26 protein-coding genes are annotated in these 21,642 nt (G+C 67.2%); 14 read left to right on the top strand and 12 right to left on the bottom strand.

Going from position 1 to position 21,642, the window contains the following annotated elements; genetic code table 11:
• Positions 1–147: 147 nt before the first annotated feature.
• From BI335_RS19920 to BI335_RS19890, 7 genes are all read left to right on the top strand, one after another.
• Entirely contained in the window at positions 148–717 is a 570-nt protein-coding gene (locus BI335_RS19920) for an ANTAR domain-containing response regulator (RefSeq protein ID WP_229117837.1), read from the top strand.
• A 232-nt stretch (positions 718–949) separates the two neighbouring features.
• Positions 950–2,167, top strand: a complete 1,218-nt coding sequence (locus BI335_RS19915; protein ID WP_208109141.1) for a branched-chain amino acid ABC transporter substrate-binding protein — start codon at positions 950–952, stop codon at positions 2,165–2,167.
• A 135-nt stretch (positions 2,168–2,302) separates the two neighbouring features.
• Positions 2,303–3,244: a branched-chain amino acid ABC transporter permease gene (locus BI335_RS19910; protein ID WP_094361021.1), complete on the top strand. Its 942-nt coding sequence runs from the start codon at positions 2,303–2,305 to the stop codon at positions 3,242–3,244.
• A complete protein-coding gene (locus tag BI335_RS19905; RefSeq protein WP_094425955.1) occupies positions 3,241–4,962 on the top strand; it encodes a branched-chain amino acid ABC transporter permease in 1,722 nt (573 codons plus the stop codon). Before BI335_RS19910 ends, BI335_RS19905 begins: the two co-directional genes overlap by 4 nt.
• Positions 4,959–5,894: an ABC transporter ATP-binding protein gene (locus BI335_RS19900; RefSeq protein WP_166646708.1), complete on the top strand. Its 936-nt coding sequence runs from the start codon at positions 4,959–4,961 to the stop codon at positions 5,892–5,894. Before BI335_RS19905 ends, BI335_RS19900 begins: the two co-directional genes overlap by 4 nt.
• Positions 5,887–6,594, top strand: coding sequence for an ABC transporter ATP-binding protein (locus tag BI335_RS19895; RefSeq protein ID WP_094433114.1), 708 nt, complete (start codon positions 5,887–5,889; stop codon positions 6,592–6,594). Before BI335_RS19900 ends, BI335_RS19895 begins: the two co-directional genes overlap by 8 nt.
• A gap of 692 nt (positions 6,595–7,286) precedes the next feature.
• Positions 7,287–8,168: a DMT family transporter gene (locus BI335_RS19890; RefSeq protein ID WP_094433112.1), complete on the top strand. Its 882-nt coding sequence runs from the start codon at positions 7,287–7,289 to the stop codon at positions 8,166–8,168.
• On the opposite strand, the gene BI335_RS19885 is transcribed toward BI335_RS19890, so the two are convergent.
• The gene (locus BI335_RS19885; protein WP_144009153.1) at positions 8,066–9,052 is read right to left on the bottom strand and encodes a replication initiation protein; all 987 of its coding nucleotides are present in this window, start codon (positions 9,050–9,052) and stop codon (positions 8,066–8,068) included. The two genes, BI335_RS19890 and BI335_RS19885, sit on opposite strands and share 103 nt — an antisense overlap.
• Positions 9,053–9,551: 499 nt before the next feature.
• On the opposite strand from BI335_RS19885, the gene BI335_RS19880 reads away from it, so the two are divergent.
• Together BI335_RS19880 and BI335_RS19875 are read left to right on the top strand one after the other, a co-directional pair.
• The gene (locus BI335_RS19880; protein ID WP_164736315.1) at positions 9,552–10,160 is read left to right on the top strand and encodes a ParA family protein; all 609 of its coding nucleotides are present in this window, start codon (positions 9,552–9,554) and stop codon (positions 10,158–10,160) included.
• On the top strand, positions 10,153–10,392 hold the full coding sequence (locus BI335_RS19875; RefSeq protein ID WP_094433106.1) for a type II toxin-antitoxin system HicB family antitoxin: 240 nt from the start codon (positions 10,153–10,155) through the stop codon (positions 10,390–10,392). The genes BI335_RS19880 and BI335_RS19875 overlap by 8 nt, the downstream gene beginning before the upstream one ends.
• Before the next feature lie 54 nt (positions 10,393–10,446).
• Here BI335_RS19875 and BI335_RS19870 read toward each other — a convergent pair whose 3' ends face one another.
• Together BI335_RS19870 and BI335_RS19865 are read right to left on the bottom strand one after the other, a co-directional pair.
• A complete protein-coding gene (locus BI335_RS19870) occupies positions 10,447–11,376 on the bottom strand; it encodes a hypothetical protein (RefSeq protein ID WP_094433104.1) in 930 nt (309 codons plus the stop codon).
• Positions 11,377–11,466: 90 nt separating this feature from the next.
• Positions 11,467–11,841, bottom strand: coding sequence for a hypothetical protein (locus tag BI335_RS19865; RefSeq protein WP_094433102.1), 375 nt, complete (start codon positions 11,839–11,841; stop codon positions 11,467–11,469).
• 150 nt (positions 11,842–11,991) lie between these two features.
• Between BI335_RS19865 and BI335_RS19860 the strand changes: the two genes are divergently transcribed.
• From BI335_RS19860 to BI335_RS19850, 3 genes are all read left to right on the top strand, one after another.
• Entirely contained in the window at positions 11,992–12,762 is a 771-nt protein-coding gene (locus BI335_RS19860) for a toll/interleukin-1 receptor domain-containing protein (protein WP_324252843.1), read from the top strand.
• Between the two features lie 307 nt (positions 12,763–13,069).
• Positions 13,070–13,780, top strand: coding sequence for a DUF3800 domain-containing protein (locus BI335_RS19855; protein WP_094433100.1), 711 nt, complete (start codon positions 13,070–13,072; stop codon positions 13,778–13,780).
• Between the two features lie 165 nt (positions 13,781–13,945).
• Entirely contained in the window at positions 13,946–14,188 is a 243-nt protein-coding gene (locus tag BI335_RS19850; RefSeq protein WP_094433098.1) for a helix-turn-helix domain-containing protein, read from the top strand.
• A gap of 269 nt (positions 14,189–14,457) precedes the next feature.
• On the opposite strand, the gene BI335_RS21665 is transcribed toward BI335_RS19850, so the two are convergent.
• The 7 genes from BI335_RS21665 to BI335_RS19815 are packed head-to-tail and all read right to left on the bottom strand — an operon-like array spanning position 14,458 to position 19,597.
• Positions 14,458–14,622, bottom strand: a complete 165-nt coding sequence (locus BI335_RS21665; RefSeq protein WP_094433096.1) for a hypothetical protein — start codon at positions 14,620–14,622, stop codon at positions 14,458–14,460.
• Positions 14,623–14,653: 31 nt separating this feature from the next.
• The gene (locus tag BI335_RS19840) at positions 14,654–15,250 is read right to left on the bottom strand and encodes a rhodanese-like domain-containing protein (RefSeq protein ID WP_094433093.1); all 597 of its coding nucleotides are present in this window, start codon (positions 15,248–15,250) and stop codon (positions 14,654–14,656) included.
• On the bottom strand, positions 15,247–16,689 hold the full coding sequence (locus tag BI335_RS19835) for an MBL fold metallo-hydrolase (protein ID WP_094433091.1): 1,443 nt from the start codon (positions 16,687–16,689) through the stop codon (positions 15,247–15,249). The genes BI335_RS19840 and BI335_RS19835 overlap by 4 nt, the downstream gene beginning before the upstream one ends.
• A 53-nt stretch (positions 16,690–16,742) precedes the next feature.
• Positions 16,743–18,020, bottom strand: coding sequence for an MFS transporter (locus tag BI335_RS19830; protein WP_229119706.1), 1,278 nt, complete (start codon positions 18,018–18,020; stop codon positions 16,743–16,745).
• Positions 18,017–18,409, bottom strand: coding sequence for a thioredoxin family protein (locus tag BI335_RS19825; protein ID WP_094433089.1), 393 nt, complete (start codon positions 18,407–18,409; stop codon positions 18,017–18,019). The genes BI335_RS19830 and BI335_RS19825 overlap by 4 nt, the downstream gene beginning before the upstream one ends.
• The gene (locus tag BI335_RS19820) at positions 18,406–19,275 is read right to left on the bottom strand and encodes a sulfite exporter TauE/SafE family protein (RefSeq protein WP_094433087.1); all 870 of its coding nucleotides are present in this window, start codon (positions 19,273–19,275) and stop codon (positions 18,406–18,408) included. The genes BI335_RS19825 and BI335_RS19820 overlap by 4 nt, the downstream gene beginning before the upstream one ends.
• Positions 19,276–19,300: 25 nt before the next feature.
• Positions 19,301–19,597, bottom strand: a complete 297-nt coding sequence (locus BI335_RS19815; RefSeq protein WP_094433084.1) for a rhodanese-like domain-containing protein — start codon at positions 19,595–19,597, stop codon at positions 19,301–19,303.
• Positions 19,598–19,758: 161 nt separating this feature from the next.
• Here BI335_RS19815 and BI335_RS19810 point away from each other — a divergent pair, with 161 nt between their 5' ends.
• Together BI335_RS19810 and BI335_RS19805 are read left to right on the top strand one after the other, a co-directional pair.
• On the top strand, positions 19,759–20,016 hold the full coding sequence (locus tag BI335_RS19810; RefSeq protein WP_094433082.1) for a metal-sensitive transcriptional regulator: 258 nt from the start codon (positions 19,759–19,761) through the stop codon (positions 20,014–20,016).
• A gap of 55 nt (positions 20,017–20,071) precedes the next feature.
• Positions 20,072–20,479 carry a DUF302 domain-containing protein gene (locus tag BI335_RS19805; protein ID WP_094433168.1) on the top strand — a complete coding sequence of 136 codons (408 nt, stop codon included), beginning with the start codon at positions 20,072–20,074 and terminating at the stop codon, positions 20,477–20,479.
• A gap of 188 nt (positions 20,480–20,667) precedes the next feature.
• Here BI335_RS19805 and BI335_RS19800 read toward each other — a convergent pair whose 3' ends face one another.
• Positions 20,668–21,222: a rhodanese-like domain-containing protein gene (locus tag BI335_RS19800; RefSeq protein WP_229119705.1), complete on the bottom strand. Its 555-nt coding sequence runs from the start codon at positions 21,220–21,222 to the stop codon at positions 20,668–20,670.
• A 191-nt stretch (positions 21,223–21,413) separates the two neighbouring features.
• Positions 21,414–21,638 (bottom strand): hypothetical protein, encoded by a 225-nt coding sequence (locus tag BI335_RS19795; protein ID WP_144009152.1) that lies wholly within the window; start codon positions 21,636–21,638, stop codon positions 21,414–21,416.
• Positions 21,639–21,642: the final 4 nt, after the last annotated feature.

Here is a 21,642-nt window from a genome sequence, read left to right as displayed (position 1 = left end):
CGCGCACACGCGGATATTTTGCGCAACCTTGAACCCGCGAGGGAGAATCGTCTGGTGACCGAAAAGACCAGCACCCCAGACGCCCCCAGCCAGGCCACCGACGCCAAGGCCGGTGACACGCCCACCGGGAAGGCGAAGCCCCGGGTCCTGGTCGCCGAGGACGAGGCCCTGATCCGGCTCGACCTCGTCGAACTGCTCACCGAGCAGGGTTACGAGGTCGTCGGCGAGGCCGCCGACGGTGAGGCCGCGGTCGAGATGGCCCGCGAGCTCGATCCCGACCTGGTCGTGATGGACGTCAAGATGCCCAAGCAGGACGGCATCACCGCGGCCTCGACGATCGCCGAGGAGCGGATCGCTCCGGTGGTGATGCTGACCGCGTTCAGCCAGCGCGAACTCGTCGAGCGGGCCCGCGAGGCCGGTGCGATGGCCTATGTGGTGAAGCCCTTCGACGCCTCCGACGTGGTGCCCGCGATCGAGATCGCGATGGCCCGGTACGCCGAGATCCGGGCGGTCGAGGACGAGGTCACCGACCTGGAGGAGCGGCTCGAATCCCGCAAGGCGGTCGACCAGGCCAAGGGCCTGCTGCAGCAGCAGTTCAAGATGAGCGAACCCGAGGCCTTCCGCTGGATCCAGAAGAGCGCGATGGACATGCGCAAGTCGATGCGCGAGGTCGCCGAGGGCGTCATCGACCTGGCCAAGAAGAACAAGAAGCGCTGATCGTCGACGGCCGGGGGCTACTAGGCCTCCGGCCGTCAGCCAAGCCCGCCACGGACACGATTCCGCATCGGTTTGGGTCACCGTTTGTGACAATCAGTACCTGTTGGTAACGAACTCGTATCAACAAGGTGCTGTCACTCGCATGACGGCCGCAAATGGGACCTACTGTTTCTCACGGCTCGACAGAGATGCCCCCGCACGGTCGCGGGGTGCGAGATCCAGGAGGACAGACGTGAACCGTCGGATGATGATCGCAGGGGCATCCCTGCTCGCGGCCTCGCTGGCCGTCACCGCGTGCGGCAGCCGCGCCGAGAGCGGCAGCGGCGGCGGGTCGGGTGGCGGTGGCACCAAGACCGCCAAGATCGGTGTGGTGGCTCCGCTCTCGGGTGACCTGTCCCCGCTGGGCATCGGCATCAGGAACTCGGTGGACCTCGCGATCAAGGAGGCCAACGCCAACAACACCATCCCGGGCTGGAAGCTCGAGCTGGTCGCCGAGGACGACGAGGGCAAGCCGGACACCGGCAAGAACGCCGCCACCAAGCTGACCAGCGACGACGAGGTCGTCGGCGCGGTCGGCCCGCTGAACTCCTCGGTCGGTCAGGCGGTGCAGCCGATCTTCCAGTCGGCCAACGTCACCCTGATCTCGCCGGCGAACACCAACCCGACGCTCACCAAGGGCGCCGACCTGGCCAACCCGAAGCGGACCTACGACAACTACTTCCGCACCTGCACCACCGACGCCATCCAGGGCCCGTTCGCGGCCAAGTACCTGCTGGATTCCGGCATCAAGGAAGTCGCCACCATCCACGACAAGAAGGCGTACGGCCAGGGCCTGGTCTCCGCCTTCAGCGAGGCGTTCACCGCCGGGGGCGGCAAGGTCACCACCGCCGAGACGATCAACCCCGACGACAAGGACTTCTCCGCGGTCATCTCCAAGGTGAAGGCCTCCAACCCGAAGGCCGTCTACTACGGCGGCGAGTACCCGCAGGCCGGGCCGCTGTCGCAGCAGATGAAGGGCGCCGGGCTGAACGTGCCGCTGATGGGTGGCGACGGCATCTACGACCCGAAGTACATCCAGCTCGCCGGCCCGAACTCCAACGGTGACCTGGCCACCTCGGTCGGCGCGCCGACCGAGAAGCTGGAGTCGGCGAAGAAGTTCGTCGACGCCTACAAGGCCGGTGGCTACTCCGATCCCTACGGTGCCTACGGTGCGTACTCCTACGATGCCGCGAACGCCATCATCCAAGGTCTGAAGACCTCGCTGGCCTCCGCACAGGACGCCAAGTCCGCCCGCAAGGACACCATCGCCGCCGTCGGCAAGGTCGACTTCCAGGGTGCGACCGGCAAGGTCGCCTTCGACCAGTGGGGCGATTCCACCGCCCGTGTGCTGACCGTCTACAAGGTCAGCGGCGGCGAGTGGACCGCCGACAAGACCGAGGACTTCAAGTAACGGCCAGCGGGCTCTGACCCTCGGCCGGCAACGCGGCCGAGCAGAGCCCGACCGCCCTCGAGTCGGACCGTGCAAGGGGCGGGGAGTGATCCTCCCCGCCCCTTCCGGCTGGCCGGAAGGAGTGAGTAGCTCTCCATGGACCTGTTCCTGCAACAGCTGATCAACGGGTTGTCCCTCGGTGCGCTGTACGGCCTGATCGCCGTCGGCTACACCGTGGTCTACGGCATCGTTCAGCTGATCAACTTCGCCCACGGCGAGATCTTCATGATCGGCGCCTTCGGCAGCCTGGCCACCTGGATGGTGCTCGGCTCGCCGACGAGCTGGTCGGCGCCGATGGCCCTGCTCGTACTGATGCCGCTGATGATGGTCGGCGGCATCATCTGTGCGGTCGGGGTCGCCCTGCTGACCGAGCGGCTGGCGTACCGGCCACTGCGCAATGCCCCCAGGTTGGCCCCGCTGATCTCCGCGATCGGCATCTCGGTGGCCCTCCAGGAGGCGGTACGCCTGTTCTTCCCCGGAGCCAAGAGCGCGCTGCGATTCCCTGCCATTGAAGGGATTTCCGGGCGCTCGGTGAAGTTCGGCGGCGTCGATGTGCAGATGTCGTCGGTGTTCACCCTGGTCGCCCTGGTGGTGTGCGCCGGCTTCCTCTACTTCTTCGTCAACCGCACCAAGATGGGCCGCGCCATGCAGGCCACCTCCCAGGATCCCGATACCGCCCGGCTGATGGGCATCAACGTGGACAAGGTGATCATGGTCGCCTTCGCCGTCGGTGCCGCGCTGGCCGCGGTCGCCGGCATGGCGCACGGACTGCGGTACGCCAACATCGACTTCCGGATGGGCTTCATCTCCGGTCTGAAGGCGTTCTGTGCGGCGGTCCTCGGTGGCATCGGCAACATCAACGGCGCCGTCGTCGGTGGTCTGGTGCTCGGCGTGGTGGAGACCTTCGCCACCACCTACATCCCCGGCACCTTCGGTTCCTCGGCCTGGAAGGACGTCTGGGCGTTCATCATTCTGATCCTGGTGCTCGTCTTCCGGCCCCAGGGTCTGCTCGGTGCAAGGGTGGTGGATCGCGCATGAAGTCGCTCATCAAGCCCGAACAGCAGGAACGCCTGCAGGGCACGGGCCGGATCGTCGCCATGGTCGGTGCCGTGCTGATGATCATCGCCCCCTACCTCAAGTGGGCCTACGGTGCGGACGCGCTGGACGACATGACCTACTGGGGTGGGCCGTCGATCCTGCAGTTCCTGTTCCTGGCCCTCGGTGTCATCGTGCTGGTCAGCCTGATCGGTTCGCTGCTGCGGAACCGGGTGGCCGCCCTGACCCGGATCGACTGGTACCGGGCCGCGAAGGCCGCCGCCACCGGAGGCCTGGTCTTCGTGATCGTCACCATCCTGGCGATCGCGCTGGAGCTCGGCGGTCTGATCAACCTGGAGCCCGGTGCCTATGTGGCGCTGGTCGCCGCGCTGATCGCGTTCGCCGGCACCCGGCTGCTGCCCGGGGGCGCCGATGCCACCCTGGATCGGCTGAAGAGTCCGCACTGGTTGCAGATCGTGGCGATCGTGCTGCTGCTCGCCGCCGGACTCGCCGGCACGGCGTACGGCCTGAGCCTCAGCGACGGCGGCAGCTTCGTGCTGTTCATCGTCTTCGTGTTCGCGGTGCTGATGGTGCTGGTCCGCAGCGGGATCTCCGGCTGGCTGTCCCGGGCCGCCCGGGAGAACCGGCAGGTGCTGGTGCTGTCGGCCTTCGTGGTGGCGTTCGCGCTGCCGTTCACCCAGGACGGCTCGGATGCCAACATGTCGGTCGCCCAGCAGGTGCTGATCTTCGCCGCGACCGCGCTCGGGTTGAACATCGTGGTCGGTCTGGCCGGTCTGCTCGACCTCGGCTACATCGCCTTCCTCGGTGCCGGCGCGTTCACCGCGGCGGTGCTGTCGAAGTCGGCGTTCGCGACCTTCTTCGCCTGGAAGCCGCCGTTCATCGTGGTGGTGCTGATCGCGGGCTGTGTCTCGGCGGTGCTGGGTCTGATCATCGGTTCGCCGACCCTGCGCGTCTCCGGTGACTATCTGGCGATCGTGACGCTGGCCTTCGGTGAGATCTTCCGGTTGGCGATGCTCAACCTGGACGGCAACGACGGGCCGAACATCATCAACGGCTCGAACGGCATCCCCAACATCCCCGACCTCCAGCTGGGCGGCTTCGACTTCGGCGAGCCGCACACCATCCTGGGGGTGGAGATCGGCCGCTTCGCCAACTACTACTGGCTGATGCTGCTGGTGCTGGCACTGATCATCCTGGTGTTCGCCAACCTCAACCGGTCCCGGATCGGGCGCGGTTGGGTCGCGATCCGCGAGGACGAGAAGGCCGCCGAGGCGATGGGTGTGAACACCTTCGGGCTGAAGCTGCTGGCCTTCGCCGGCGGCGCCTTCCTGGCCGGCGTGGCCGGTTCGGTGAAGGCACATGCCGACGTCTCGGTCACCCCCGACCAGTACATCTTCCTGGAGTCGGCGTTCCTGCTGGCCGCGGTGGTGCTGGGCGGTATGGGCACCATCGTCGGCGTGCTGGCCGGTGCCACCATCCTCAAGCTGCTGCCCGAGAAGTTGCGTGTGGTCAGCGATTACCGGTTGCTGGCCTTCGGGTTGCTGCTGGTCGTGATGATGCGCTTCCGGCCCGAGGGTCTGGTCCCGGACAGCCGGCGGCAGCTGGAGTTCCATGACGCCGAGGAGGAGGCGGCCGAGGCCGCCGCCACCGTGAACGACGACGACAGGTCCGGACAGGCTGCGAAGGGAGCGTCGGCATGAGCACCGCCATCCAGAGCGAGCGGCCCGAGCGGCCGGATCTGAGCAATGCCGAGGTGTTGCTCTCGGCCGAGCAGGTGACCATGCAGTTCGGCGGTCTGACCGCGGTCAACAAGGTCGACCTGAAGGTGCACAACGGCGAGATCATGGGCCTGATCGGTCCCAACGGGGCCGGCAAGACCACTTTCTTCAACTGCCTCACCGGGCTCTACCAGCCGACCAGTGGGCGGGTGATGTTCAACGGTTCGGTGCTGCCGCCGAAGCCACGCAAGGTGGTGATGGCGGGGATGGCGCGTACCTTCCAGAACATCCGGCTGTTCCACAACATGACCGCGCTGGAGAACGTCATGGTGGGCCGCTACTCGCGGACCCGGGCCAATGCGATGGACGCGATCCTGCGGCTGCCGCGGCACCGGCGGGAGGAGCGGGAGACCCGGGAGCGGGCACACGAACTGCTCGAGTTCGTCGGCCTGGGGAAGGTCGCCGATTCGCTGTCGCGCAACCTGTCCTACGGTGACCAGCGGCGGCTGGAGATCGCGCGGGCGCTGGCCACCGATCCCAAGCTGCTGTTGCTCGACGAGCCGACCGCCGGCATGAACCCGCAGGAGACCCGGCAGGCGGAGGAGCTGATCTTCAAGATCCGCGACCTCGGGCTGGCGGTGCTGGTGATCGAGCACGACATGCGGTTCATCTTCAACCTCTGCGACCGGGTCTGCTGCCTGGTCCGTGGCGAGGTGCTGGTGGAGGGGACCGCGCACGAGGTGCAGTCCGATCCGCGGGTGATCGAGGCCTACATCGGTTCGGCCGAGAACCTGGAGGAGAGCCTGGCGGAGGAGGGGCTCGTGCCGCCCGACGATCCGGTTCCCCAGCAGCAGGAGGAGACCGATCAGCAGCGGCATTCGGGCGCGCACCGGGAAGGGGAGCGGGATGCTTGAGGTCAAGGACCTGGAGGTCGCCTACGGGCGGGTGAAGGCGGTCAAGGGCATCTCGTTCTCCGTCGACGAGGGCCAGATCGTCTCCCTGCTCGGTACCAACGGTGCCGGCAAGACGACCACCCTGCGGACCATCTCCGGGCTGATCAAGCCGGTCGCCGGCGAGATCTGGTTCGAGGGCAAGCGACTGGACGGGGTACCAGCGCATCAGGTGGTCACCCGCGGGATCGCGCAGTCGCCGGAGGGCCGGCGGCTGTTCCCGCGGATGAGCGTCGAGGACAACCTGATGCTCGGCGCCTTCGCCCGCAAGGACACCGCCAATCTGCGCAAGGACATCCAGCGGGTCTACGACCTGTTCGAGGTGCTCGGCCAGCGGCGCAACCAGCCGGCCGGCCTGTTCTCCGGTGGTGAGCAGCAGATGCTGGCGATCGGCCGGGCGATGATGAGCCGGCCCCGGCTGCTGATGCTGGACGAACCGTCGATGGGCCTGTCGCCGATCATGACCCAGACGATCATGACCACCATCGCCGAACTGCAGTCCGAGGGCGTGACGATCCTGCTGGTGGAGCAGAACGCCCAGGCGGCGCTGGCCCTGGCCGATTTCGGCTACGTGCTCGAGGTGGGGTCGATCATGTTCTCCGACACCGGCCGTGCCCTGCTCACCGACGACCGGGTGAAGCGCACCTACCTCGGCGCCGACTGACTGGTACGCCGGTTGAGCGAGGAGGAACGACGAGTCGAAACCAAGCCCGTACGCCGGTTGAGCGAGCTTGCGAGTCGGGACGCTGGTTGAGCGAGGAGGAACGACGAGTCGAAACCAAGCCCGTACGCCGGTTGAGCGAGCTTGCGAGTCGAAACCAAGTGCCTTGCGTGGTAACCCGCTCGTGGTTGGGTCCGGTCGTCCCCGGCGGGGATCGCGTCTCGCCCAGCTTCGCCGGTGGTTTGGTTGTGCTGCCGCGATTTCGGCGTCGGCTCGCAACGCCCGACCACGCCCTGACGCGATCCCCGCCGGGAACGACCTTTCCTAGGTGGCGCGGGTCTCTGCGTGGTCGGGTTCTGCTCGGCACACACCCCCACTTTTACTGGTAACGGTGCACCGGCGGGGTGGGACGGATCGTCGACGGTTGATCGGGCAGTCTGTTCATCGAGTAGGTCGCGAAGCGACCGTGTCGAGATGAACCGCGCACGTTGGCTGAGCGCCGGAATTTGCGGCTCGATTCGCGAACGAGGGGCAAAAGGGCCGATTTGTGGATCGAGCCGCAAGTTCCGAAGGGGCCGAAGGGCGATGCCCCGGTCGACCACGAACCCCGGGCTCGCGGCTGATTCAGTGCGCCTTCATCGTCGGTAAGTTATCCGTGCTGGTGCTGAATGGTCCTCCTCGCCAAGGATGGGGACATGACCAGCACGCTGCCCCGATCGGCGCTGCGGCCCGGCGTACTCCCGATCCTGGCCGCCGCCGGGACCGCGGTGCTCTGGGCGTCCGCCTTCGTCGCGGTCCGCGCGGTCGGCCGGGAGTTCTCCCCGGGTGCGCTCACCGTGGGGCGGCAACTGGTCGGCTCGCTGGCGCTGACGGCGGTCGTGATCGCCCGCGCGGCCCGTCGCGGCGGATTCCCCAGGCTGCCGCGGGGCCGGCTGCTGACCGCGGTACTGGGCTGGGGAGCGGCCTGGTTCGGGCTCTACAACCTGGCGCTGAACACCACCGAGCGACATCTCGACGCCGGCACCACCGCGCTGCTGGTGAATCTGGCGCCGGTGCTGATCGTGGTGCTCGCCGGATTCCTTCTGGGCGAGGGGTTTTCCGGCCGGTTGATCGTCGGCCTGGTCGTCGCCTTCACCGGGGTGGCGCTGATCGCGGCGACCACCTGGCGCGGCGGCGGGGATCTGCTCGGCGTGCTCTGCGGGTTGGCGGCCGCACTGCTGTACGCCGCCAGCGCGACCGCGCAGAAACGCCTGCTCGCCCGGATCGACCCGCTCACCCTGACCTGGCTGGGCTGCCTCACCGGCCTGGTGATCGCGCTGCCGTTCGCACCCGAGCTGCTCCGCCAGGCCACCGTGGCACCGGCCGGTACCGGGCTCGGCATCATCTACCTGGGCGTGTTCCCGACCGCGATCGCCTTCCTCACCTGGGGGTACGCCCTGTCGCACGTCCCCGCGGGCCGGCTGGCCGCCTCCACCTACGTCATCCCACCGCTGGTGGTGCTGCAGTCGAGACGGTCGCGCATGGGAGGCATGTCCGGTTCGCGGCCATCGCCTCCGACGGCTTGGGCGACGTTGTAGCCCCGCTCGTAGGCGTCGATGAGCTTCGCGTCCTTGAGTGCCTCTCCGGCCTTCTTGAGGCGGTGTGCTGTGGCGAGGGCGTGGCGGAAGGCGGTCTCGTCGCGGGCGGCTCGTCCTGTGCTGATCCACATCACTCGAACGCCGTCGATCACGCCTGCTGCTGCTGGCGCGATCTGGGCGGTCTCTGGCAGCTGCTCGGCAAGCTCCCGCAGCATCTTCGCTTCAGCCGTGGCTTTGCGGGCTGCCTCGATGCGGTCTCGACCGCTGGGGTACTGCTTCTCCCCTTCGCCTCGTCCGGGGGTCTGTGTGTTGGTCATTCTGCGAACCTCCGCCACCAGGTCTGTCAGGCGAACGATCTGGTTGTGCTGGCAGTGCCAACGGTATGCGGTGGGGTCGCTCGACTTGTGGAGGGGCCACCTGGAGAAGCGGTGGCTGAAGGCGAGGTCTCCACCGAGGAGCTGGTTCAGCTCGGTCGTGGCAATCGTCAGGAGACGGGTGTTTGGGCTCGAGCGTCCCTCCCCCGCGTAGACCGGGTCGATCAGCCAAATCGCCTGGGCTTTTCCGTTGAGGGGGTTGATCCCCAGCCAGGCAGGGCCGTAGCCGGCGACAGCTAGACGGTCCAGGACGGTGTGGACCTTGGAGTGAAGATTGGTGACCTGCCCGCCGCTCTCATGGCTGGGCCGGTCGATGTCCAAGACGAGCGCTGCCGTGTACTGGGGATGGGTCAGGACGGCGTACTGGCACCGTTCGAGCGCTGGCGTCCCGACGGGGAACATGCGGGGCTTGGTCTCCCCTGTCTCGGGGTTCTTCTTCCAGGCTTTCGAGAAGTCACGGTCTCGGCTGGCCTGGAAGGCGTCTCTACCGAGGTGCTGCAGGAAGGTCATGGCCTGGATGTCGTCCCACCCGCAGGAGCGGATCCCCGGTGCGCTCGGCGCCGCGAACAGGTCGGGGCTGTAGCTGTGGATCGCTTGACCGGTGGATGGGTCGGTCCACTGTGAGGGGCGCGGGCCCGGCTCGAGATCGTCCCACGGGCGCGCGGAGGTCGATGCCTGTGCTGTGGGAGACACGCTGGGCGTGTCCCCTCCCCCACTGTCGGGAGACGAAGGTATGGTCATGACCAGGCTTTCTCCCCGAAGTCTCAGTTTCGGGGTGAAGCGAGCGTCCAACTGGCTGCCACCGGTTGGGCGCTCATTTTTTCTGTCGTTGCAACGACGCTACACGCCAGATCCCGGTGCGCAGCGCTTTTGCCGCACCTCCTGCGTGTCGCTGACCTGCGTTGACGTCCAATGCTCTGGCCATCCCACCATCCCCCCATCCGGGGGTAGCAACATATGGGGAGAAGGGGTTGTGCCCAGCTGGGGGAGTGGTCATATGGTGGCCCACATGACCACTGTGATCACGTGCCTGAACCCGAAGGGCGGGGTGTCCAAGACGGTCACTTCGATCTTCGTCGCGACGGCCCTCACTGAACATGGCGACGTCACCGTCGTCGACGCTGACCCTCAGGCGTCCGCCACCGAGTGGGCGTACAACGCGCAGGACGGGGGAGTGGCGCTGCCCTTTGAGGTCGTCCCGGGATCTGCCGCGACGATCCGCCGTGCTCTGCCTCGTACGCAGTTCGTTGTCATCGACACCCCTCCGGGTGTCGCCGAGGTCCTGGATGCCGCAACTGCCGTGGCAGACCTCGTTCTGATCCCGACTCTGCAGTCCAGTCTCGAGCTTTCTCGTGCATGGTCTGCGCTCGAAGCGATCGGGGATACGCGAGCGGCCCTGTTCCTGGCCCGAGCTGAGACTGGGTCGACGACGTTCCGTCTTGCGCGGGCAGCGCTTCGCGAAGCGGCAGGGGAGCGCGTGCACGCGCTTGAGGCCTACATCCCTAAGCGGGAAGCCGTGCGCCAAGTCGCTGGCATCTCTCGCCCGACCGAGCTGCATGGCTACGACCAGTTGGCCGCAGAGATCCTGACGATCCTCCAGGGAGCAACCGATGCCTAAGAACACCGACAAGCTGGGGGCAGCCATGGGTCGCAACCCGCGAAGTGCCGGCAAGGGATTTGCGAGTAGCTTCGCCGAGAAGCCGGTCGTCGAGACCGTGCGTCTTGCGATCGATCTCGACAAGGACTTCCACCGCCGGCTTAAGATCGCGGCAGCTGAGCATGGCATCAGCCAGCGAGACCTCGTGCTGAACGCGATCCAGAAGGCTTACCCCGAACTCCGGAACAAGTAACCCCCAGATGACCATATGGGGGTTTGGGGAGATCGAGGGCCACGCCCCCGTGAGTCATGCGGTCTCGACGGGATCGTCGTGGTGAGGACCGTCGGAGATGCTCGTAGTCAGCCCGGCCAGGTAGTCGGTAGCGCGCTCGAGGGAGTCTGCCTCGAAGTGGTCCGCCCACGCGGTGAACGTCGGCTCGGAGCGCCACTCGCATGCTGCGCAGACGAGCGACTCTGTGAATCCCCTGTCGGCGTACGCAACGTCGCGGTCGACCCTGTAGGACTCGCACTGTGGGCAGCGAGCAGGATCGCCCTCGTCATGACGTCGCACAAGGTTACTGAGAGCCCCGATCAGGTGCCCGGTCGCGTCGAGCACGAAGTCGGCGTCCGCGGGAGTGGCGTTCGAATCGTGTTGCAGTCCCACGGCCAGGTCCCATGTCTTGTCGACCATGGCTTTGACGTAGCTCCGTTGTCGCCCGTCAGCGAGCCGCTCCGCATAGATCGCCCCCCACCCCTTGAAGTCCGCAACCTTGGGCCTTTCCTGGACCTCGCCGAGCCAATCGGCGTCCTGGTGCTGCTTACCTAAAGCGATCAGGGCGTCTCGGCACTTGATGCCGACCGACTGAAAGTCCTCGGCCTCTGACGCGTCGTCCATGACCTTGAGCGCGTCCCTGTAGCGCCGCCAGGTAGGCGACACAGGCTGATCCTCGTCACCGAGCTCGCCGCGGCTCCGTTCGGCCAGCACTGCCCCAAGTCCGATATGGAAGATGAGTGCTTGCTCCGCTTGCGGGAAGTCCGTCTGTAAGTAGAGGTTCGTCGGCCCGGTGATCACCCACCACCGCGTCTTCGTGCAATGCACATCGAAGACGTCATGCGTTTGGCCAAGGACCCGCCGCGAGTGCACCGGCTGAACTAAGACAGCCTGGTCGTCCGGCGGAGACTGGCTGTTGACGTAGTCCCGTATGGCTCGCTCTTCGTGCTCGGCAAGGTCATCCACGTCGCAGCCCCTCTAGCTCGATTCGTCCAGCCTGATTGACCGATCGCGTTTGCGGAGCCAAGTGATTGCCACACGCGACGGGCGTATGACTCACTCGTCTCGCCGCTCGTCGTCAGAATCATCGACGTTTCGGCGCTTTTCTGCGTCCTGCTCGGCGATCGCCTGCCCAACCTGCTTGCCTAACCAGCCAAACATCTGATTCGCCAAATCGGCACCCTGAGCCGCGTTCGCGCGCTTGGCCTCCATCTCTTGACGTTCAGCGTCAAGGCCTTGACGCTCAGCTTCCAGTCGAAGGTCAAGGATCTTCGTGATTCGTTCGTCGATCGCGGACTTGATCTCGGTGGCAGTCGTCCGGTTGTCTCGCGATAGGTCGCGGATCTCCTGTAGAGCGCGCTTCGTCTCTTCCTCAGTGCGACGCGCCAGGTTGAGCTGTCGGTGGGATGACACACCCTGCCAGATGGCCACTCCTGCCGCGATAACGGCTACAGCGAGGGAAGCTATCGAGAGCGGCTCCACAGGCACCTCCGGGTGCAGGCCTTCGAGATCACGTCAGTGCGGGCAGGCGAGATTCAACCACAGCGAAGAAACCCGGGGCTCGGGAGAACCCTCGTTGCCATGTCGGAGGTCGCCTGTAACATCGAACACATGTCTCAGTGCACTGCGCCCGTACGGGGCCATATCAGGGGCGGTGGCGCCGACTGCCCAGTTCATGGCCATCGCGGAGGGTACGGCTACGCGCCGCCGCGGCCGTACCCGTCCTACCCACCACCGACCGCGCCTGCCCGTGGAAGCGGGAGCGGGAGCATCAGCGGCGGGGGACGCCGCACTACCCGGCCGGCCTGGCAGCCGAGCGCGTCGACTGCCTCGTACACGCCGCAGCAGGTTCGCGACCTAGGGCCCGTCCGTGCGGCGGCCGTGGCACGAACTCAGGAGCATGACGTGTTCCTATGCCACGCCTGGCCCGACCGCAAGGCAGACGCGAAAGACGTCTACGACTTACTCGTCGGGGAAGGCGTCTCGGTATGGTTCAGCGAGGTGACGCTTCGGCCTGGCACCGATATGCGAGTGGCCATCGAGAAGGGGCTCGTGAGTTCGCGCATGGGGTTCGTCCTGGTGACCCCCGCAATGCTCGACAAACTACGCACCGACCGAAGCATCGCGAACAACGAACTCAGTGCCCTGCTGCGACGCAACCTCCTGGTGCCGGTCATGCATGGCGTGACGTTCGATGAACTTGACCAGGTAAGTCCCACGCTCGCATCACGTGGTGGATTCAGCACTGCGGAGGAGCCCATGGAGGACATCGTCGTGAAGATCGCCGAGCTCGTTGGAACGCTCGCCGATGAAGAAGCAGACGAACTCAGCAGCAAGCCGGCCGCTAAGTAGCGCCGTATAGGAGCGGTCGACTCACGTGCCTACCGACCGCGGTTCACCTCACCATTCAGTTTCGCGGGACCGATAGTCCTCAGACGCAGCACGTAGGGCCAGCCACACCCGAAGCCCCAGGCCACAGGTGTGGCTCGATGCCCGCAGCCGCCACCGACGATCGCGACCACAGCGACGTGGAGCGGATCGCCATGCAGCAATCGCAGGAGTCAAGGGCTGCCAATAATGGCTGTTCACACTACTGGCAGCCCAACCGGCGACGGGATGGGCATGCAGGCTCGCCTCGGCGGCCATAGAGTTGGGGGTCATGCCCCAGAGAACACTTGACCGGCTCATCTATATGGACGATTCCGGGCACACCGCCTCTGGGTTTGTCGTCTATGGGTGGATTGAGTTCAGCCCGAACCACTGGCATAACGTTCTCGGGCAGTGGCTGGCACACCGGAAGCGACTGTGGCGACAGTACGCCGTGCCGGTTCCCGAGGAGCTGCACATGACGGACTACGCGCTGGGTCGCGGCAGAATCTCACAGAGCGTCCCCCCGGAGTTCGTCCGGGAGGACGGCGTCGAGCTATGGAAGGACTTCGGGGGCGAGGTCGCAAGGGCCAGCCTCGAGACAATGAGCTCGATCGAGGGACTGCGGGTTGGAGCGGTCTACCACCAAGCCACGCGTGAGACCGGAGCGGCAGCACGCGCCGACGTATACGGCCGCCTGCTCTCGCGATTCGAGTCAGAGATGGAGGGGACAACCTCACTGGCGATGGTGTTCATGGATGGCGACGGCTCAGAGACGACCTATCGCGACGCACATCGCGCGCTCCCTCGCGCTACGCGCCACGTCATAGAAGATCCGATCTACACCGATTCCAAGGCGTCCCAACTCATGCAGATGGCGGACCACGTTGCCTGGTGCGCCAACGCAGCAATCGCGCAGATCCCAAAACACGCGTTCGCTCACGATTGGTACGAGGAGTATCTGTCGCCGCGCGATACCAACCGAGCACCCACCGCAATGTGACTGCCGCCATAAACAGCTAGACCCCCCTGATCCACACGTGTGGGGGAGGTCTGCGCTCCGTAGTCTAGCGCAGCGCTAGGGAAGTGTCTACTGATCGTTGTCCTCAGAGGCCTGCTCGTCCGAGCGACGGCACTGAAGGTCGAGGTGGAGGCGGTTGTCTGAGCGATGGCCATCGTCAGTCGGATCGATGTGGAGCTCGCGCGCCGGAAGATAAGCGTCGGGGAGTTCGCCGATCGGGTGGGCATCACGCCGGCCAACATCGCCGTACTGAAGAACGGTCACCCCAAGGGTGTTCGTCTGTCGACGCTGGATGCGATGTGTCGCGTGCTCCAGTGTCAGCCAGGTGACCTGTTCGAGTGGGTCGACGACGAAGTTGAGGTCGCAGATGCCGGCGACCCCGGCGTCTGACTCCCGGTGACCAGAGTCCGCGCGGTGTAGATCCGCGCGGGCCGCGAGGAGTGCCGTATTGGGGTATACCTAGTGCGACAGATGTGTCGCAAAAGTGCACTTTTGGGCCCTATCGGGAACCGTAAACGACCGCTCAGTAACTGTTCCGCTGGAGTGCCCTAGTTTGATACGCGCCATGCTGTGCGGCGCGCTCTGCTCCGAGAGGGGCCCTCCACGGGCGCGTCAGTGCTCGTGGAGGGCCCCGGTTTGAGGTCGAGCGCTTGGTGGGATCAGCGACCGAGGAGCCGCGCGAAGAATCCTCCGCGGGATTCCTCCTTCGCGTGGCCCGGGCAGCGGTCCTGGCGGGGGACGTTCTTCATGACCTGGTCGACGTGCTGGCCGCAGCCGGCCCAGGTGGTCTTGCCGCAGGTGCGGCAGGTGGTGGCTCTGCACATGGGGTTCTCCTAGCGGTGATGGCGGGGTGGTTCAAGCGGCCTGCGTGGGTGCCTTCTCGAAGAGGGCTGCGAGGGAGGGGTCCGGTGCGACGCGGTTCCAGGGCATCTTCGAGAGGACCGAGGCCATGGCGCAGGAGTCGCTGAGGGCGGAGTAGGTCAGGCCCGCGCCGATGGCGCCGGCGAGCAGTCCCAGGCGGGGGTGGATCAGCTGGCCGGCCAGGGTGCCGAGCAGAACGAGGGAGCCGGCCGTCATGCGGACCTGGCGGTCCATCGCCCAGCGGGTTCCGCGGCGCACCACGGTTCCGCCGGCTGCCTGGTAGGCGGCGATGCCGCCCTCGAGCACGTCGACCGCGTCGAAGCCGGCCTCATGCAGAGCCGAGCAGGCCTTGCCCGCCCGGGCACCGGACTGGCACACCAGCACGACGTGGTCGTGCATGCGTTCGGCGAGGTCGGCGGTGTGCTCGGTGAGCAGGTCCAGCGGCACGTTGTAGGAGCCGTGGATATGGGTGGTCTCGAACTCGCCTGGAGTGCGGACATCGACCACCATGAGTTCCGGGTCCTCGGAGAGGCGTCGGGTGAGCTCGGCCGGTGAGACGGTGCGTGGGGCGATCTGCAGGGGATTCGTCATCGGGCATCCTCCCCGGTGGTCGCGAGGTCGTGCTGCTGGGCGGTCCAGTGGGACCATCCGGCGTAGCTGCCGTCGAGTTCGACCACGTCGTGGCCCGCGCGGCGCAGCGCGGAGGCGGCCACGGAGTTGCGCAGACCGGACTGGCAGAAGGTGATCAGGCGGCCCGCACCGGGATCGGGCAGGTCGTCCTGGTGGAAGAGCACCTTCCCGGCCGAGAGCTGCTCGGCGCCGGTGATGGTGCCGTCCGCGTGCTCGCTGCGGTTCCGCACATCCAGCAGCAGGGCGGTGGAGTCCTCGGCGCGCAGCGCCTCCAGGTGGGCCGGGGAGACGACCGCGGGGACCGTGGTCGGCAGGCCTTCGAGGGAGGTGACGTAGCCGGTCAGGGAGTCCACTCCCACGCGCACGAAGTGATCGCCGTACTCGGTGGCGGTCTCGGCGTCCTCGGCGAGGACGACGAGCTCGGCGTCATCGGTCTCGGGGTCGAAGGCCCAGGCGATGTGGGTGGCGGCCTTGCCGAGCGAGGGGATGCTCAGCGCGCCAGGCACGGTCCCGGCGTGGACCTGGTCCACGGGACGGGTGTCGATGAGGGCGTAGGTACCGTCCTCGAGCCCGCGGGTGAGCTCTTCGACGCCGACCACTCCCGGCGTGGGCCGGTCGCCGAGGATCGCGGGACCCCGCTTGTTCTGGCGCTTCATGCGGGCGAAGTAGGCGTGCGCGTCGGGCTGGCCGTCGAGCAGCTCGTCGATGAAGCCCTGCTCGTCGTCGCGCTCGAGGTAGGTGGCCCACCAGGCGAACTTCCGCTCATAGCCGACGGTCGTCGAGGGCAGAGCGCCGAGCGCCTTGCCGCAGGCCGAGCCGGCGCCGTGGCCGGGGAAGACCTGCACATGGTCGGGCAGGGTGAGGAAGGCGTTCTTCAGCGAGGCGAACAGCTGCTTGGCGCCCTCGAAGCGGGTGTCCTCCATGCCGGCGGCCTCGTCCAGCAGGTCCGGGCGGCCCAGGTCGCCGGAGAACACGAAGTCACCGGTGAGGTAGTAGCCGGGCTGGTCGGTGAAGGCTCCGTCGGTGACGAGGTAGGACAGGTGCTCGGGGGTGTGGCCTGGGGTGTGGCGGGCGGCGACGGTGATGTTGCCCAGCTGGATCGTGTCGTGATCGTGCAGCAGCTCGGCCTCGAAGCCGTAGGTCCAGTCCTCCCCACCCTCGCCGGAGACGTACGCGGTGGCGCCGGTGGCGGCGGCCAGCTCGCGGGTGCCGGAGAGGAAGTCGGCATGGATGTGGGTCTCGGTCACCGCGGTGATGGTCATCCCGTGGTGGGCGGCCAGGTCCAGGTAGACCTGGATGTCGCGCCGCGGATCCACCACCAGCGCCACGCTCTGGGACTGGCAGCCGATGAAGTAGCTGGCCTGGGACAGGTCCTCGTCATAGATGCGTTCGAGAAGCACGATTCCTCCTGTGCGGTGTGGGCGATAACAATCGAGCTATACCCCCGAGGGTATCAGGTACCCCTGGGGGTATGCAATGCGGGGGTTGGCAGGTGGTCGTTGCGGCGCATGCGCAGCGCGACGAGAACTCCGGATGCAGCAGTCAGAGCGGCCACGATGATGACCGCGACCTCGAGCCCGAGGGCATCGGCCGTGATGCCGGCGACCAAGGCGCCGACGGCGAAGCCACCGTCACGCCACAACCGGTAGACGCCCACCGCGCGTGCCCGCCACAACGGATGGGCGACATCGCCGATGCCGGCGAGCAGGGTCGGGTAGACCATCGCGGTGCCCAGGCCCAGCAGCGCCATCGCCCCGAGCCATGACGGGAAGCTCGAACCGGCAGCGATCAGGGCAAGGGCCAGCGCCTGGGTGAGCATGCCGGCGACGATGAGGCCTTTACGGCCCCACCGGTCAGACAGCGCCCCGGTCACCAGCTGCGCAGCGCCCCATACGGCCGGATAGACCGCCGCGAGCACGCCGACCTGCCCCAGTGGCAGCCCCGCGGTCGCGAATAGGACGGGGAAGAGCCCCCAGGCCAGGCCGTCGTTGAGATTGTTGACCAAGCCGGCCTGGCTGATCGAGGACAGTGACCGATCTCGGAAGCTGGTCAGCACGAAGACCTCCCGGTCGCTGCGGCCCTTCCTATCGGGCGCCTCAGCGCCGCCAGGCTCGTGGCGCGCGTGATCGCGGGTCTCGCGCACCAGGAGAACCGACAGTCCCAGGCCCAGGGCGATGAAGGCGGCGCCCAGCAGGAACGGTGCAGGCCGCAATCCATAGACCTCGGCGAGGTATCCGGTGGCCATAGCGGTCCCGGCGACCCCCAGGTAGCCGGCGGCCTCGTTCAAGCCCATGGCGGTGCCGCGACGATGGGGGCCGACCAGGTCCATCTTCATCACCACGGTGGTGGACCAGGTCAGGCCCTGGCTGATACCCAGCAGGACGTTCGCGGCCACGACCCACCCCCAGGTCGGGGCCAGGATCAGCAGAACCGGGACCGGCAGGGCGAGCACCCATCCTGCGACCAGTACGGGCTTGCGCCCGTGGCGGTCGCTGAGGGTGCCGGCGAGGTAGTTCGCGCCGGCTTTGGCCAGGCCGAAGGCGAGGATGTACGTCAGCGCCCCGGAGTAGTGGTCCAGCCCGAACTCCTCAGTGGCCAGCAGCGGCAGCACGGTCCGCTCCTGCCCGAGGGTCGCCCCGACCAGGGCGTTGACTGCCACGAGCAGCAGGAACTGGGGAAGGTTCTCACGCAGCCCCCATCGGAGCGGAGCAGTGATGGCGCGATGGGTCACCCTTGACCAGCCTCCGGGCCCGGCGCGCCCGCGGAACCCATGTCCTGGGCGCGCACTGCCTCGAGCATCCTGGTGAGGCGGGAGGCGCGGAGCCCGCCCTGATGGGTCTGCACCAGCAGCCCGTCACGGAAGAGCATCAGCGTGGGCAGGGCCCGGATGTTCGCGGCAGCCGCCAGTCCGGGCTCCGATTCAGTGTCGACGGAGGCGAACAGCACCTCCGGGTGCTCAGCGGCGACGGCAGCGAAGATGGGGAAGAAGCGCCGGCACGGGGCGCACCAGGAGGCCCAGAAGTCCACCACGACCAGCTCATGGGAACGGATCGCGGAGCCGAAGGTGGTCTCCGTCAGAGCGAGGACGCGCCCGGGTGCGTGGGGAGCGGAGGCGCTCATGCGGTCCGCCGCGTCGCGCGCAGGGGGCAGCTCGGCAGGAGGAACCAGCATCCGGCGGCGGCGAGGGCGAGCAGGACCGCTACCGCGCCGGCGATGGTGCCGGCGATCCCTGGCAGCTCCTGGACCAGGACGAAGGCTCCCATGACCAGGACGAACACTCCGAAGCCCTTGCGCAGGACGTTTTCGGGGATCCGCCCGGCCAGGCGGGATCCGAGCAGTGAGCCGAGGATCGCGGCGAGGGTCACCGCGCCCACCAGGGCCCAGTCCAGTGAGACGGAGGTGAGGTAGCCGGCGAGTCCCGCGAAGGACTTCATCGCGATCACCACCAGCGAGGTGCCCACGGCCACAGGCATCGGCAGCCCTCCCAGCAGGGCAAGGGCGGGCACCACCAGGAACCCTCCGCCCGCGCCGACCAGGCCGGTGGCGAGTCCGACCGCGAGCCCTTCGATCACGATCTTCGCCGTGGGCAGCTCGCGCGGGGAGGCATCCTTTGCGCGGGCGCCTTTGCGGCCGCGGATCATCGCGATCGACGTCGCGACCATCATCAGCGCGAACGCGATCATCAGCACGGTGCCGGGGATGTAGCCGCCGAGGATCCCGCCGCCGAAGGCGCCGACCATCCCGGCCGCACCGAAGATCAGCCCGGTGCGCCACCGCACCCGGCCAGCGCGGGCGTGGCTGATGGCGCTGACTGCCGAGGTGGTCCCGACGACGAACAGCGAGGCGGCGATCGCCTCTTTGGGCGGGAGTCCCGCCACATAGGTCAGGATCGGCACGGTCAGGATGGAGCCGCCGCCGCCGAGCAGTCCGAGCGAGACGCCGATCAGGACCGCCAGCAACAGGGTGAGGACGAGGGTGAACGTCATGAAGGCCTCCTTCTGGGCTGCGGAATCAGGAGGTCGGCAGGCCGGCGGCGTGCCACGCGAGCATCCCGCCACCCATCGTGGTGGCATCGAATCCAGCGGCCTCGAGCTGCTCCGCCGCGTGGGCGCTGCGCCGCCCGCTGCGGCACACCGTGATCACCGGCCGCTCCCGGTCCAGCTCTCCCGCTCGCGCGGAGAGCTGTCCGAGCGGGATGTGGATCGCGCCGGGGATCGTCCCCTCGGCGACCTCCTCGTCCTCGCGGACATCGACGATCTGGTCCCGCACGCGACGGACATCGGTCTCGGCAACGGTGATCTCAGGCATGACTGCTTCCTCTCCACGTAGTCGGTCGCCCCCGTGGCCGGGCTGGCGACCGTCGGGTGCGCTGCACCCGCGCCACAGAGAATGACATATACCCCAGGGGGTATGCAAGACACCCCTGGGGGTATATGCTCGAGTCATCGCCCCTCAATCAGGAGAACGCCATGGAACTCGACCCTTCGGACATGACTCCCGTCATCCATCGCCTCAAGCGGGCTCAGGGACAGCTCGCCGCTGTCACCCGGATGATCGAGGAGGGGAGTGACTGCAAGGACGTCGTCACCCAGCTCTCGGCCGTCTCCAAGGCGCTGGACCGCGCCGGATTCGCAATCATCGCCAGCGGTATGGAGCAGTGCATGACCAGCCCGGACAAGGATCTGGACCGCAAGGAGCTCGAGAAGCTGTTTTTGACCCTGGCCTGAGACCCCGAATCCCGAGATGATCGGGGTCCGGCACGACGACCCGAAGGAGAAGACGATGACCTACACGCATCACCTCACCCTCGACCAGCCGTACGCGCAGGCCGTCGAGAGCGTGCGCGCAGCGCTGTCCGAGCAGGGATTCGGGATCATCACCGAGATCGACATGCGCGCCACGTTCGCCAAGAAACTCGACGCAGATGCGGCCGAGGAGATCGGCGACTACATCATCCTCGGCGCTTGCAACCCCAGCCTTGCTCGCCAAGCCCTCGCCGCAGAGCCGCAGCTGGGCGCACTGCTGCCCTGCAATGTGATCGTCCGGGCCGGTGGCGACGGCAGCCTCGTCGAGGCGATGGATCCGAGGGTCATGGTCCAGCTCAGCGACAGCGACCAGGTCCGGGTTGTCGCTGAGGACGCGGACACGCGTCTGGGCGCAGCGCTGGCGACGTTGAGCCGCTCCGCCTGACGTCCCGACCCCTCCCCGGCCAGCCGTGCTGAGCACCGGATCAGTCGCGGACAAAGCTCACCCGCCGAGAATCTGGAGGGCCTGCACCACGCCCCCTTGGCCTCTGCCGGAAGGGGAAGGTCTCCTCCGGTGGTCCGACCGTGCGGGCATCGATCATGCACAGCGCCATTCATGCCGGCGGCCCGTGGTCAGCCGACCATGGGCAGGCCGGCGCCGGCGGCGTCGTCGAAGTTGCCGTCGATGTGCACCACGTCGCGACCTTCGCGCTCGAGGAGGCTCGCGCCCACGCCGGCACGATAGCCCGATCCGCAGTGGACCCACAATCGGCCAGGCGGCACCTCGTCCAGCCGAACCAGAAGCTCGTGCAACGGGATGTTGACCGCGCCATCGATGTGCGATGTCTGGAACTCCTCGATCCGACGCACGTCCAGGATCGCTTCGCCCTCCGGGCGGTCGGCGAGGAGCGAGGGCCAGTCGACCCGCGGATAGGACGAGATCTGCGCGGACGGTGCCAGGCCTCGGGGATCCTCGCCGAGGGCGGCGTCGGGGGAGTCGATACCGATCCGGGAGAGGTCCCGGATCGCCTTCTCGACGCCGTCACGGCTGCCCACGAGGGTCAACTGGCTGCCGTAGGGGAAGACCCAGCCCAGGAAGGTGGTGAAGCTCCCGCCGTCCCCGTACTCGAAGCTGACCGTGCCATGCAGGTGATCAGCGGCGTAGGCGACCCGATGACGCAGATCCACCACCCACTCCCCGGCGTCCAGGGGGCCGGGGACCGGGCCGGTCGCGGCCGCAAAGGAGGGACGACGCGCGGCCGGGTCGGTCCCCGGCTATCGACGCGCAGCGTCGATGTACGACCCCGACGAGGGGTCGTGGGGCCAGCCGGCGCCGGATCTTCCGACGTGCCACGCTGCCGCGACGTAGCTCGAGCGGATCAGCGTGCGTCGCTTTTCTCGACGAACTCGAAGGGGACTCGGGAGAAGTCGGCGCCGTCGAAGACGGTCTCGAGGTAGTCCCGCGTTTGCCGCTCAGCGTCGTCGAACGAGTCCCAGCCGGACTCGGTCTGCGTAATCAAGTCCGCGCTGCCGAGGATGTGCAGCTCCCATCCACTGGACCATCGATGCACCTCTACTCGCACACTCGTCGGTTCATGCGTCATTGCG

Source organism: Enemella evansiae (assembly GCF_002250705.1).
Classification (GTDB): domain Bacteria; phylum Actinomycetota; class Actinomycetes; order Propionibacteriales; family Propionibacteriaceae; genus Enemella; species Enemella evansiae.
This window is presented reverse-complemented; position numbering and strand designations above follow the sequence as displayed.

Coding starts and splice junctions, on each gene's coding strand:
- BI335_RS19840 (WP_094433093.1), bottom strand. CDS start 15,250: ATGACGAATCCCCTGCAGATCGCCCCACGCACCGTCTCACCGGCCGAG.
- BI335_RS19890 (WP_094433112.1), top strand. CDS start 7,287: ATGACCAGCACGCTGCCCCGATCGGCGCTGCGGCCCGGCGTACTCCCG.
- BI335_RS19810 (WP_094433082.1), top strand. CDS start 19,759: ATGGAACTCGACCCTTCGGACATGACTCCCGTCATCCATCGCCTCAAG.
- BI335_RS19850 (WP_094433098.1), top strand. CDS start 13,946: ATGGCCATCGTCAGTCGGATCGATGTGGAGCTCGCGCGCCGGAAGATA.
- BI335_RS19815 (WP_094433084.1), bottom strand. CDS start 19,597: ATGCCTGAGATCACCGTTGCCGAGACCGATGTCCGTCGCGTGCGGGAC.
- BI335_RS19855 (WP_094433100.1), top strand. CDS start 13,070: ATGCCCCAGAGAACACTTGACCGGCTCATCTATATGGACGATTCCGGG.
- BI335_RS21665 (WP_094433096.1), bottom strand. CDS start 14,622: ATGTGCAGAGCCACCACCTGCCGCACCTGCGGCAAGACCACCTGGGCC.
- BI335_RS19910 (WP_094361021.1), top strand. CDS start 2,303: ATGGACCTGTTCCTGCAACAGCTGATCAACGGGTTGTCCCTCGGTGCG.
- BI335_RS19900 (WP_166646708.1), top strand. CDS start 4,959: ATGAGCACCGCCATCCAGAGCGAGCGGCCCGAGCGGCCGGATCTGAGC.
- BI335_RS19825 (WP_094433089.1), bottom strand. CDS start 18,409: ATGAGCGCCTCCGCTCCCCACGCACCCGGGCGCGTCCTCGCTCTGACG.
- BI335_RS19875 (WP_094433106.1), top strand. CDS start 10,153: ATGCCTAAGAACACCGACAAGCTGGGGGCAGCCATGGGTCGCAACCCG.
- BI335_RS19885 (WP_144009153.1), bottom strand. CDS start 9,052: ATGACCTTCCTGCAGCACCTCGGTAGAGACGCCTTCCAGGCCAGCCGA.
- BI335_RS19895 (WP_094433114.1), top strand. CDS start 5,887: ATGCTTGAGGTCAAGGACCTGGAGGTCGCCTACGGGCGGGTGAAGGCG.
- BI335_RS19880 (WP_164736315.1), top strand. CDS start 9,552: ATGACCACTGTGATCACGTGCCTGAACCCGAAGGGCGGGGTGTCCAAG.
- BI335_RS19905 (WP_094425955.1), top strand. CDS start 3,241: ATGAAGTCGCTCATCAAGCCCGAACAGCAGGAACGCCTGCAGGGCACG.
- BI335_RS19805 (WP_094433168.1), top strand. CDS start 20,072: ATGACCTACACGCATCACCTCACCCTCGACCAGCCGTACGCGCAGGCC.
- BI335_RS19795 (WP_144009152.1), bottom strand. CDS start 21,638: ATGACGCATGAACCGACGAGTGTGCGAGTAGAGGTGCATCGATGGTCC.
- BI335_RS19860 (WP_324252843.1), top strand. CDS start 11,992: ATGTCGGAGGTCGCCTGTAACATCGAACACATGTCTCAGTGCACTGCG.
- BI335_RS19820 (WP_094433087.1), bottom strand. CDS start 19,275: ATGACGTTCACCCTCGTCCTCACCCTGTTGCTGGCGGTCCTGATCGGC.